Origin of the sequence: Klebsiella sp., assembly GCF_027492335.1 — a bacterium.
Classification (GTDB): domain Bacteria; phylum Pseudomonadota; class Gammaproteobacteria; order Enterobacterales; family Enterobacteriaceae; genus Klebsiella; species Klebsiella huaxiensis.
Map to the genome: position 1 here is coordinate 173,799 of NZ_JAPUEW010000042.1, position 12,518 is coordinate 186,316.

At 54.5% G+C, this 12,518-nt stretch carries 9 protein-coding genes; 4 read left to right on the forward strand and 5 right to left on the reverse strand.

From position 1 onward, the window contains the following. Window positions 1–4: 4 nt before the first annotated feature. From QVF11_RS12805 to pcaC, 3 genes are read left to right on the forward strand one after another with little or no spacing between them, the layout of a single operon-like run. Window positions 5–1,357, forward strand: coding sequence for a 3-carboxy-cis,cis-muconate cycloisomerase (locus QVF11_RS12805; protein WP_287857273.1), 1,353 nt, complete (start codon window positions 5–7; stop codon window positions 1,355–1,357). Then, window positions 1,347–2,114: a 3-oxoadipate enol-lactonase gene (gene pcaD, locus QVF11_RS12810; RefSeq protein WP_287857275.1), complete on the forward strand. Its 768-nt coding sequence runs from the start codon at window positions 1,347–1,349 to the stop codon at window positions 2,112–2,114. Before QVF11_RS12805 ends, pcaD begins: the two co-directional genes overlap by 11 nt. Then, on the forward strand, window positions 2,104–2,487 hold the full coding sequence (gene pcaC / locus QVF11_RS12815; RefSeq protein WP_112214354.1) for a 4-carboxymuconolactone decarboxylase: 384 nt from the start codon (window positions 2,104–2,106) through the stop codon (window positions 2,485–2,487). The genes pcaD and pcaC overlap by 11 nt, the downstream gene beginning before the upstream one ends. A 51-nt stretch (window positions 2,488–2,538) precedes the next feature. On the opposite strand, the gene QVF11_RS12820 is transcribed toward pcaC, so the two are convergent. The 3 genes from QVF11_RS12820 to QVF11_RS12830 form a co-directional block, all read right to left on the reverse strand. Continuing rightward, the gene (locus QVF11_RS12820; RefSeq protein WP_287857278.1) at window positions 2,539–5,049 is read right to left on the reverse strand and encodes an acyltransferase family protein; all 2,511 of its coding nucleotides are present in this window, start codon (window positions 5,047–5,049) and stop codon (window positions 2,539–2,541) included. Window positions 5,050–5,439: 390 nt separating this feature from the next. After that, on the reverse strand, window positions 5,440–6,825 hold the full coding sequence (locus QVF11_RS12825; protein WP_112214352.1) for an MFS transporter: 1,386 nt from the start codon (window positions 6,823–6,825) through the stop codon (window positions 5,440–5,442). Window positions 6,826–6,884: 59 nt separating this feature from the next. Next, the gene (locus tag QVF11_RS12830; RefSeq protein ID WP_142513986.1) at window positions 6,885–7,976 is read right to left on the reverse strand and encodes a cellulase family glycosylhydrolase; all 1,092 of its coding nucleotides are present in this window, start codon (window positions 7,974–7,976) and stop codon (window positions 6,885–6,887) included. Window positions 7,977–8,165: 189 nt separating this feature from the next. Here QVF11_RS12830 and QVF11_RS12835 point away from each other — a divergent pair, with 189 nt between their 5' ends. Further along, window positions 8,166–9,173: a LacI family DNA-binding transcriptional regulator gene (locus tag QVF11_RS12835; RefSeq protein WP_142513985.1), complete on the forward strand. Its 1,008-nt coding sequence runs from the start codon at window positions 8,166–8,168 to the stop codon at window positions 9,171–9,173. Between the two features lie 50 nt (window positions 9,174–9,223). Here QVF11_RS12835 and fumA read toward each other — a convergent pair whose 3' ends face one another. After that, on the reverse strand, window positions 9,224–10,873 hold the full coding sequence (gene fumA, locus QVF11_RS12840; protein ID WP_142515030.1) for a class I fumarate hydratase FumA: 1,650 nt from the start codon (window positions 10,871–10,873) through the stop codon (window positions 9,224–9,226). Window positions 10,874–10,928: 55 nt separating this feature from the next. Continuing rightward, window positions 10,929–12,434, reverse strand: a complete 1,506-nt coding sequence (locus tag QVF11_RS12845) for an anion permease (protein ID WP_112214348.1) — start codon at window positions 12,432–12,434, stop codon at window positions 10,929–10,931. Window positions 12,435–12,518 lie beyond the last annotated feature (84 nt).

Here is a 12,518-nt window from a genome sequence, read left to right on the forward strand (position 1 = left end):
CAGAATGAGTTTGTTGACCCCGATGATGCGCACCAGCCCGCTGACCGCCTGGTTCAGCGATGCGCAGCGGGTGCAGGGTATGCTGGATTTTGAAGCCGCGCTGGCCCACGCTCAGGCCGAATGCGGGCTGGTGCCGCAGGCGGCGCTGAATCCGATTATCGAATCATGCCAGCATCAGCAAATTGACTTTGCGGCTTTGGGGCAGGCTGCCGCCAGCGCGGGAAATCTGGCGATCCCGCTGGTAAAACAGCTGACCTCGCGGGTCAAAGAACGCGATGAAGCCGCAGCGCGTTATGTTCACTGGGGGGCGACCAGCCAGGATGCTATCGACACTGGTTTTGTCCTGCAACTACGCGGTGCGCTGAATGAAACAGACGCGGTCTTACAACGCCTGCTCGATGCGCTGGCCAACCAGGCCGAGCGACATCAGCATACGGTGATGCCCGGGCGTACCTGGATGCAGCATGCACTGCCTGTGACCTTTGGCCTGAAGCTGGCGGGAACGCTCGACGCGCTACTGCGCTGGCAGATACGTCTGCGTGAAATGCGATCAAGGGTGCTGGTGCTGCAATTTGGCGGTGCCGCTGGCACGCTTGACTCGCTCAAAGCGCAAGCGCCGCAGGTTGCCGCAGCGCTGGCAAAAAAGCTCGACCTGAACCTTCCCGATACCCCGTGGCACAGCCAGCGCGATCGGCTGTTAGAAGTGGGGGCGTGGTACGCGGGTGTTTGCGGCACTCTTGGTAAGTTCGCCAATGATTTTTCCCTGCTGATGCAAACCGAAGTTGCCGAAGTCGCTGAACCGGTCGCCGAAGGTCGCGGCGGTTCATCGACCATGCCGCACAAACGTAATCCCATCTCCTGTGCGGCTATCTTGACCGCAGCTCAACGCACGCCCGGACTGGTGGCAACGTTGTATGCCGGCCAGATTCAGCAGCATGAGCGCGCGCTGGGCGGATGGCAAGCGGAGTGGGAAACGCTGCCGGACCTGATCACTCTCGTCGGCGGCGCGATGGTGCAAAGTGAAGCACTGGTGCGTGAAATGCAGGTGTTTGCGCATAAGATGCGCGCCAACCTTGATATCACCCATGGCCTGATTATGGCGGAAGCGGTCACCCTGACGCTGGCGGAGTTTATCGGTAAAGCTGAAGCCCATCATCGGGTTGAGGCCTTGTGTCGTCAGGCGATGGATGAATCGCGTTCGCTGCTGAGCGTGCTGGAAAACGATCCGTTGGTCAGTGAGCATCTTTCCACCAGCCGCTTAACCCAACTGCTGGACCCGGCAACGGCGACCGGCAGCGCTGAACTCTTCGTGCGTCAGGTGATGGCGCGCTATAAGGAGCAACGTAATGAAGGTTGATTATCAGATTGACGGGCCGGACGGTGCGCCGGTCATCGTACTTTCCAATTCGCTGGGAACCACCCGGTCGATGTGGCAGCCGCAGCTCGCGGCGCTAACGCAGCATTTTCGCGTCCTGCGCTATGATACCCACGGTCATGGTAAAACCGGCAAAAGCGGAAAGGTAACGCTGACGCAGCTTGGCGAAGATGTGATTGCGCTGCTCGATCATCTTAATATTGATAAAGCCTGGTTTTGCGGTATTTCTATGGGGGGGCTGACCGGACTGTGGCTGGGGCGTTTTGCACCTGAGCGTTTTTACGCCCTGGCAGTCGCCAACACCGCAGCGTGTATCGGCGATCAGGCGAGCTGGCTATCGCGCGCCCGCGCGGTTCGTCAGGAGGGGATGGATGTTGTGGCTGCCGGATCAGCGGATCGCTGGTTTACCCACGAATTTCGCCAGAAGACGCCGGAAGTGGTGGAAGCCCTGTGCCATCAACTGACCCATAGCAATGCAGAAGGTTATGCGGACTGTTGCGAGGCGCTGGCGGCGGCCGACCTTCGCGCTGAAGTGGCGCAAATTCCGCTACCCGTTTTGATTATTGCCGGAGAAAGTGACCCTGTCACTACGGTAGCGGACGCCAACTTCCTGCATCAGCAGATCCCCACCTCACAGGTGGTGGTACTGGCAGCGTCTCATTTATCGAATATCGAAGCACCGAAGGCATTCAACGCCGCGTTGTTGGGTTTTTTCCAGGGAGAACAGCATGGAAGATAAACAGCGTTATCAGCAGGGAATGGCAGTGCGCCGCAAGGTGCTTGGCGATACCCATGTTGATAAAACTCTGCAAAAACTGACGCCGCTCAATGAGGAGTTTCAGGATTTTATCACCCGCTACGCCTGGGGTGAGACCTGGACCCGTCCGGGCCTCGATCACCACACCCGCAGCATGATTACCATCGCGATGCTGATTGCCCTGAACCGCGAAGCTGAGCTGACAATGCATTTGCGCGCGGCGTTTAATAACGGCGTCACTCGCGACGAGTTAAAAGAGCTGATTATGCACTCCGCGCTCTACTGCGGCCTGCCCGCAGCTAACGCCACGATGCACCTGGCACAGCAGGTGTTTGATGAGATGGATGGTAGCTGAGGACAACAACTGCAACGCCAGATAATCTCTGGCGTTGCTTATTGAATCGCGTCAATCGGCAATAATTTTAATACTTATCAAACCAATACCGAGTTTTCTTTCATCTGCGGATTCGCCTGCTTCTCTAGGGCTTTGAGCATGAGGCGGAATAATTTCAATGCGCTTTGTACCTGCATGGTTAGCAAAATGCAACGCCTCTTCCTTAGCCTGTTCGCCGAGATTGAGCCGTTGCTCTTCGTTACCCACAATTACCCGAGCCTGATGACCAATATTGGGCCCATAGCCTTTGCTGGTTATCTGGAGCGTAAAGCCTTTGGGCAAGGGCTGAACAAAGGAGAGCACTACCGTCGGTGCTGAATTGCCATCGCTCCAGCGCCCCCACTCTTCGGCATGTGATAACCCAGATAAACTTTCGAGAAAGTCAGGAATGCCAGGTTGATTAAACTGATAACCCTGTGCCGGGATTTGGCTTGCGGCTGACTGCGCTGACTTTTCGAGCTTAGGCAGCATAAACTCACTAAAAGAGGGTAGCAGCGTCATGCTGCCAAATGCGCTGAGATGATCGCCATCGAAGAACATCGAGTGACCGTTTTTCCAGACGTGACACTCCGGGCCATCGCAGAGGATCGGGAAGGGATCCCAGATAGCAACCGCAGGCAGAGCGCGGATAACTTTGTTATAGCTTGCCAGAACAGGCGCACGATACTTTTGCAGCAGGTCTTGCGGCATGGTCATGCCTTTCGCGCAGATAGGGTTGCTACGGTTGAACCAGTCCGAACAGCGGAAAGGCGGTAAGGAGAAGATGGGTTTCGGCGCTTCAAAAACGACATGAACTCCCTGGTCTACAAAGCTACGGAGCTTATCAATGGCGTAATCAACGGAGCGCTGCCGGTTTTCCTCGGCCTGGGCGCTAAAGAACGATTGTTGATGTCCCTGAGAACCAAAGTAGACCCACTGGTCGCTAAAGCGAGGCAGGCGCAATGAGGCGAGGAAAAGCACGTCGCCAGGCTGGATTCGTTGATGTATTGCGTGTAGCGAGTTTTCAGCCTGTTCGCGACACTGCGGATTATCGATATCGCGTTCGGTCTGGAAACTAATAAACGGACAGCCGCCGTTGCGATATACATCGACTTCAAGATTGTTGCGGATAGCAAACTGCTTATACAACGCAGCATAGGCCAGAGTATGTGAATCGCCGATAACGTGCAGAACCCGGTATCTTGACGCTTTTTCCTGCACGCAGCCTTCCGGTTTGAAAACTATCACCTCGACGCCATCTTGAATGATGGTTTGCGGATCGGCACGACAACCAGGGTAATCTGGCGTCGCGGGGCCGCGATCCGGATACCATAAATCGGCATCGGCGCTAACCTGGCTCAAGGAAATTTTTCCGGCACGTGCATTCATTGCCGAAGCGCCCCACCAACTGATGGCAATAACGCAAAATCCCACGGCGATGATTGCAGGATTAGGCATCTGTCTTGCCATTTTGCTGCGTCGCATAGGGGTTTCGACAATATAGAAAGAGAGCGTAGCCATCACGAGGGTTAACGCGACAGCAAGCGCTTTGGTCAACGGCGTCTCAAGGCCATACGTCCAGCGAAAGAGAACGAAAACAGGCCAATGCCATAAATATAATGAGTAGGATGTTTTGCCAAAAAACAGAATGTAGCGATTTCCCAGCAAGCGGTGCAGCCAGGGGAAACTGTTCTGTTTATACAACGAAAATAGTAATAGCAGCGTTGAGATAACGGCGAGTACTGCTCCCGGCATAGGGAAGTTGTCAGGCGTTGAGATAACAAAAGCGACAAAAAGTCCGACAAGCGCAATCAGCGCTATAGGGCCGGAAAGTCGGTTTTCCCGACGTTTATCATCCCCGCTGTTCAGCGTAATCAACTGATAGAGCAGCACGCCTGAAGCCAGTTCCCAAAAACGTCCAGGGCTTAGGAAATAAGCATTGGTAGGGTTGGCCTGTGACTCCCACGCTGAGAAAATCAAAGATATCAGCAGCCCGACGGCGAACAGTATTGCCGATGCTTTTCTACCGCGCCGGCCGTGCAGCCACGCAACAAATAGTATCGGGAATATCAGGTAGAACTGCTCTTCAACGCCTAAAGACCAGGTATGGGTAAAGGGGTTAAATTCAGTGGTGGGAGCGAAGTAATCGCGCCCGTTAGCAGCCAGAATAAAGTTACTCAGGCCAACAAAGGCGAATAAGCCGGTTTGTTGGTTGACATCACTTAGCCAGGAACCAGGAATAAATAGTGCGGAAACATAGCCAGTGATCAGTAAGCAAACGATGAGGGCAGGGAAAATACGCTTTATCCTGCGCGCATAGAAGAATGCCAGAAAACGCCAGAAACCTTGCCCTTTGAAGTGAGTAATCGAGGCGCTGACGACAAATCCGGATATCACAAAGAATACATCGACACCTACGAACCCTCCTGGTAACCATGCGGCGTTGAGGTGATAGATAATCACCGCGATCACTGCCAGGGCGCGCAATCCGTCAATGAAGGGAAAATACTGCGACTGACCTTTTTGAGTTCTTTCGTACTGCATATTCGCCACTCTGATATCACTCCGGTGAGTGATTTTTAATCAAATTCTGGTTAGCGCTTTCAAAACGTTAGCCGATCTCAATCAACAATATGATTAATTTGTCTTTCTGGAATTTCTCGCGCCGAAGCTATGCGGATTCAGTAACGATTTACATATCATTTTATCGTCTTAAATATTCGCCGCAGTAATATATTGGATTGTGAAGAGAATGTGGAGAGATTAACGGGAAAAAAACAAAGTGTTTTATCCAGGTTGGGATAGATTACTTATTTTTCTCCAGCAAACCCCATGCCTAAGAGGGATGGTGCTTATTACGCAACAGTGGTTCTTGTTACTGACGAATAAAATGCGCAGGGCGGAATGTATCCGCCCGCGCTTGGGCCATATTAACTATGCCGGGCGCGCATCAGCGCTCGATTCCTCTGTTGCCACTCCCGCACTCTGGCGGCGCAGCGCCAGCAGGCGACAAATCTCCGCGTGCTTTTCTTCCGTGAAGGTAAAGCGGGACATGCACAGCAGGCGAATCAAGGATCCGATAGCCGGGAGCAGGCAAATCCCGAAGAACAGGCCATTCAGCACGCTCTCGCTCTGGCTTTGCGCTTGCGGAATATAACCTATCATCGTTAGCCAGATGCCAATCAGGCCGCCACCCACCGCGACGGACATTTTTCCGGTGAACGTCTGGCCGGAGAAGGTGATCGCCGCACAGCGCCGATGGGTATGATATTCAGCGTATTCGATGGTATCGGCAATCATCGATGAAGTCAGAATGTTGCTCATCATGACAAACAGCGTGCTAAGGCCAAGCAATAAGAACAGCATCGCCACGTGCTGATAGCCGATAAACCACATCACCACGCGAACCACAATATCCAGCGCGCAAAGGATCATAAACAGCTGGCGTTTTTGCATATGACGGGTGAGAAGCGGGGCAATCAGGCAGATGACGGCGGCGGCAATCCCCATCACGCCTATCGCCATTTGCAGGCTGCCATCGCCCAGATTGTAGATAAAGAAGTAGATATAAATACCGTTCGCGACGTTATGAAAGACGCAAAAGAAAAACGACAGCAGAATAATAAACAGCGGCTTATTGTGGCGCAGGTTGCGGAAGGTATCGCGAATGGTGACCTTTTCCGGGCTTGGCGGCACGCGCTCTTTGATCTGAAAGAATCCGTTTAACATTAGCGGCAGACCCACCAGCATCATCACCAGCGCAGCCATAAAATAGCCTTTGTCATTGCTGTACTGGGCGAAGAAGGCCGCCAGTTTGGGGAAGAAAATATTAGCACAGGCGATACCGGCGTTAACTCCGAGCATGGCGGCGGTCACCGCGCGGGTACGCTGACCGGAATCGTTAGTCATCACCGATGACATCGACCAGAACGGAATATCGGAAATGGCGTACAGCGTGCCCCACAGTATGTAGGTCACCCCGGCATAAAGGATCTTAGTGGTGAGATCGGCTTCTATTTTGTAAAACGCCAGCAGGGTGACGCCGGTTATTAACAGCGGTGCGATCAGCAGGAAGTGGCGAAACTTACCGAAGCGACTGTTTAACGTATCCATGATACTGGCGAACAGCGGGTCGTGAACTGCATCCCAGGCGCGAGCGATCAAAAAGATGGTGCTCGCCGCGAGGGCAGAGATCCCCAGCACGTCAGTATAAAAATAGTTAATAAACGAACCCACTAAACCAAAGCTAAAACACTGACCTAAACCATAGCCAAAATAGGACCATAACTCGCGAGAAGGTATTTTCATGGTGCTTGCCATCGTGTGTTCCCTCACGCCCTGGCCGCATTGGGTCAGGGCGTCTGTAGAGATAATATTTTTTATGCTTTATGCGGATGCAGGCCAATCCGGCTGAGTTTACGCACCAGCGCCATTTCGGCTTTGGCAAACGGGATGCCGTTTTCGTCAAAAACGTCATGGAACCACAGGCGACAGTAGTCCGGTGAGTTTTTCATCACCACCGGCCACGGCAGCCAGGTCTGGGTTTTTCCGCGCACCAGCCCCCACTGATAGGGGGCAATATTAGCGGCATGCATTAGCGGGAGCTGCTCTTCGATCAGGCTGCCGACATGGCGCGCCAGCCACTCGGTGCAGAACAGAGGCCGTCCGTGCTGTTCGAGCTGGTGGATGATGGCTACCATGCGTGCGGTATTGGTATAGGCGTGAAAGCTGATCACATCAGATAATGCCAGCGCAGTCTGGTCTAAAGGATGTTGATAGAACACCTCGCCTTCGACTTCATCCGGCAGTTTCCATGCGCAGACGGTGAGTGGCTGCGTCGGATCTTCTTCCCGCACCCAGTGAAACGTCGCCTGCATGAGTTCGAGGGCGTAATGTTCCAGTTTTTCGTCATACAACACTTCGACGGTGCCAGTGGAAAAAATCCCCCGGTTGCCCGGCTCGTTATACAGATCCCAAAGCAGCACGCGGCGGTCGTCGCGGAACTGGCGCACGATATCACGTACGTAGCATTCAACTTCAGGCCAGGCATCACGGTTACAGACGATTTCCCGCCCCGGACTGGCGGCCGCCTGGCTGTTGTGTTTCCCCGGCTCCGGTGCTTTTTGCGGCCCAAGGTAAGGCTCATCGCCGGAGAAACCGCAGTCATCCATCAATGTCAGCATGGTGCTAAACCCGCGCTCATCGGCCAGCGTCAGAAACTGGTCGATACGCGCTATGAGCCCGTCGCGATCGTGCTGCCAGACGATAAACGGCAGGTTGATGCGCAGGGAGTTGTAACCCGCCTGCGCCGCCCAGCCAAGCTCGCGGTCAATCGTTGCTGCGTCAAAGGTTTCCGCCTGCCAGATATCCGTCCAGTTCACCGCCGTTGATGGCAGGTAGTTAAAGCCACATAACCAACCCTGTTGCTGGTACCACGTCTGTGCCTGTTCACGTGTCCATTGTTGTTTCATCATCGCCTCGCTTACTGATAATAATTAGCTAATAAATATTAGTTGACGTATAAATGAGCAAATAGCGAAGTAAAAAAAAGCGAAGCGAGTCACAATCCTGGTGGGATCAAGGCAAAGAAACGTGAGCGAGAGCGCAGCTGGCGCAAACTGCGGTTATGATGTTGGTTCTGTATGCGAAGGGAAGGGATGATGAAACGCAAAACCAAAGTGACGATGAACGACATCGCCAGAGCCGCCGGGGTTTCCCAGGCAACGGTGTCGCTGGTGCTCAATCAGTCGCGCAATATTAAACTTAGCGAAGAGACCCGTCAGCGGGTGATTGAGATAGCGACATCACTGGGTTACGACCGTCTACCGGCGATTCACTCTCCGCGTAATCAGCAAGAGATAGCCCTGCTCATTAGCTCGCTGCAGAGCTACGATCCGTTTATTGATGCCATAAGTCAGGCTCGCGAGGCGGCGTGGCGCAATGAAATCCTGCTGACGGTGTATGAATATGGTGATGATGCTGAACTGGCAATTAACATTATTCGCCAACTGGAAAAGCGCAACTGCGTGGGTATTATTCTCGCCTCTCCGGTGACCACCGTTAGCGACATGTCGCAGTTTCGCGATTGTACTGAATTGCCGCTGGTGCTGCTTAACCAGCGCGATCCGGATTCCCCGCTGCTGCCGTCCTTTGTTCCGGACGACTATGCCAACGCGTTTCAGGTGACGCGCCATCTGATTAGCCAGGGGGCGCAGCGGGTGGCGCATATTACTGGCGAAGGATGGATGGAAGCGACAAAACAGCGTCTGGCTGGATGGCGTGCGGCGCTGGAGCAGGCGGGGATCGCCGTGCAGAATGAGTGGATTTGTGAAACCAACTGGCAGTTCAGCGAGTCGCACCAGGCCACGCTAAAGCTGCTGGCGCTGGAAACGCGTCCCGATGCTATTTTTTGCGCCAGTGACTGGCTGACGATTGGTTGCTATCAGGCGCTGGCAATGCAGCGCATCACGATCCCTGAAGATATTCTGGTGGCGGGTTATGACGACCAGAAAATTTCTGAACAGCTCACCCCACCCCTGACCAGTATTCAGTTGCCCTACAGTGAGCTGGGACGTCTGGCCGTTGAGTATTTGTGCAACGAGGAAGATGCCGCCACTCACGTGACGCTTGCCGGGCGGCTGAAAACACGGAAATCGAGCCAGCGCTGATTGCAAAAAGGCCGCCATTCGGCGGCCGTAAAAGTCAGGTTAACCCCTTTTTAACGCTGTGAACAACCCGCGCACTGCTTATTCTGGATCTGTTGGAAGAAGTCGTTGCCTTTGTCATCCACCAGGATAAACGCCGGGAAGTTTTCAACTTCGATTTTCCAGATGGCTTCCATCCCCAGCTCCGGATACGCCACGCACTCCAGGCTCTTAATACTCTGCTGCGCCAGCACCGCCGCCGGGCCGCCGATGCTGCCAAGGTAGAAACCGCCGTGTTGATGGCAGGCATCGGTCACCTGCTGGCTGCGGTTGCCTTTGGCCAGCATTACCATGCTGGCGCCGTGAGATTGCAGCAGATCGACGTAGGAGTCCATTCGACCTGCGGTAGTTGGGCCGAGAGAGCCGGAAGCGTAGCCTTCCGGCGTCTTCGCCGGACCTGCGTAGTAAATCGGGTGATCTTTCACATACAGCGGCAGCTCTTCACCGTTATCAATCAGCTCTTTCAGCTTCGCGTGGGCGATATCGCGAGCCACAATAATCGTGCCGTTGAGGGTCAGGCGAGTTGATACCGGATGGGCGGAAAGCTGAGCCAGAATGTCGCTCATCGGCTGATTCAGGTTGATGCTAACCACATTGCCTTCGCCCTGCTGGCGCAGGTGCTCAGGAATATACTGGCCCGGGTTGCTCTCCAGTTTCTCAATCCAGATACCGTGGCGGTTGATTTTTGCTTTGATATTACGGTCTGCCGAGCAGGAAACGCCCATGCCCACAGGGCAGGATGCGCCGTGGCGTGGCAGGCGAATGACGCGGATATCGTGCGCGAAGTATTTGCCGCCAAACTGTGCGCCGAGGCCGAGGTTTTGCGCCTCAAGCTGTAGCTCCTGTTCCAGTTGAATATCGCGAAAAGCCTGACCGTGCTCGTTACCTTCGGTCGGCAGCCCGTCGTAGTAGTGGGTGGAGGCCAGCTTGACCGTTTTTAGCGTGGCTTCCGCCGACGTCCCGCCAATCACAAAAGCGATATGGTACGGCGGGCAGGCGGCGGTGCCGAGAGTGCGCATCTTCTCTACAAGGTAGTTTTTCAGTTTTGCCGGGGTGATCAGCGCTTTAGTTTCCTGATACAGGTAGGTTTTGTTGGCTGAGCCGCCGCCTTTAGCCATGCACAGAAACTTGTATTCATCGCCGTCGACGCTGTAGAGATCGATTTGCGCGGGCAGGTTAGTGCCGGTGTTGACCTCTTTATACATATCCAGCGCGGCGTTCTGCGAATAGCGTAGGTTGTCTTCGGTATAGGTGTTATAGACGCCGCGGGCGAGGGCCGCTTCATCGCCGCCGCCGGTCCACACATGTTGGCCTTTTTTACCCATAATAATCGCCGTACCGGTATCCTGGCAGGTTGGCAGCACGCCCTTGGCGGCGATTTCTGAGTTACGCAGAAACTGTAGCGCCACGTATTTATCGTTGTCGCTGGCTTCCGGATCGAGAAGGATCTGCGCGACCTGTTTCTGGTGGGAAACGCGCAGCATAAACGCCGCATCGTGGAAGGCCTGCTGCGCCAGAAGAGTGAGGGCTTCAGGTTCTACTTTGAGGATTTCCTGGCCTTCAAATTCGGCCACGGAGACGTGCTCATTGCTCAGCAGGTAATATTCAGTTTCATCTTTTGCTAACGGAAACGCTTCCTGATAGACAAAGGGTTTAGTCGACATTGCTTTGCTCCCTAAGAGTAAAAACCGCCGGGGTTTCACGCCCGACGGTTATGAATCAGAACATCATGGACATCCACGGATAGCCAATCAGCAGCAGGGCGGCCAGGAAGATGGCGCCGAAGATGGTGCCGAGACGCCAGTAGTCTTTGGTCGGCAGATAGCCGCTGCCGTAGTAAATTGGGCTTGGGCCAGTGCCGTACGGGGTGATGATTCCCATCACGCCGAGTGAGGTCACCATCAGCAGAACGAACACCTGCATATTCATACCCGGAATGGTAGAGGCGATGGTCAGCATTGCCGGCAGCAGCGCGGTGGTGTGCGCAGTGGTACTGGCAAACAGATAGTGCAGCAGATAGAACGCCAGCAGCAGCACGACGGTGGCCACGCCCGGGGAGATGCCGCTCATCAGCGCGCCGCCTTCTTTGCCCAGCCAGGCGATAAAGCCGGTAGAAGAGAGGCCGTCGGCCAGCGCAACCAGGGTGGCGAACCAGGCAAAGGTATTCCATGCCGCTTTGTTACTGGTGATATCGTTCCAGGAGAGTACGCCAGTCCACAGCATCAACACGATAACCAGCAGGGCGGCCAGCGCGGGTTCAATCCATTCGGCGGCGAAGATCCACATCATCAGTGCGAAGCAGACAAAAACCAGCAGCAGGATTTCATTACGTGACAGACGACCGAGTTTCTCAAGCTCGCGGGCAGCCCACAGCGGCACTTCATCGTTAACCTTCACTTCGGGCGGGTAGAACCAGTAGGCCAGCAGCGGCATTGCCAGAATCAGCAGGATACCCAGCGGCAGGAAGGCAATAAACCAGGTGCCCCAGGAGATGTTAATGCCAACGATGCTTTTCACCAGCGCCAGCGCCAGCAGGTTCGGCGCCAGCGCAGAGAGGAACATGGAGCTGGTGATACAGGCGGCGGTGATGGCTACCCACATCAGATAAGAGCCAATGCGGCGGGCGCTCGGGTCGTTAGGTTTAGAACCATACAGCGGCGGCAGGTTAGCGATAATCGGATAGATAGTCCCGCCGCTACGTGCGGTGTTAGAGGGGGTAAACGGTGCCAGCAGCAGGTCAGCGAAGGTAATGGCGTAGCCAAGCGTCAGGCTGCGGCGGCCCAGATATTTCACCAGAATAAGCGCCAGACGGCGGCCAAACTGGGTTTTATCGTAGCCTGCGGCAAACATAAAGGCACCGAAGATAAGCCACACGGTGGAGTTACCAAAACCGCTCACCGCCCATTTAAAGGAAGCGCCTGCGAGCTTGAAGTTTGGCGCGGCCAGCTGTTCAGGGCTGAACAGTAACCATTGGCTACACAGGGCAATCACCACCACGCCCGTGATGCCAATCACCGCGCCAGGCAGCGGTTCGAAGATCAGACCGACGATCACGCCGACGAAAATAGCAAAGTAGTGCCATGCATAAGGAGGCAGGCCATCGGGCACCGGGACGAACAGCAGGAGAACGGCGACGATAATGGGCATTGCCATCATCAGCAGACGCTTGTAAGCAGCATTGGTTGCTGCACCGGCAGGCGGTATGGTTGTCTTTTTCTCTTTCATAATGAGTATCTGCAAGTAGTTAAAAATAAGGTTCTGTCACCGGGTAACCGTGCGATTTCTTTAGTTGCAAAACTTTCTTTAATT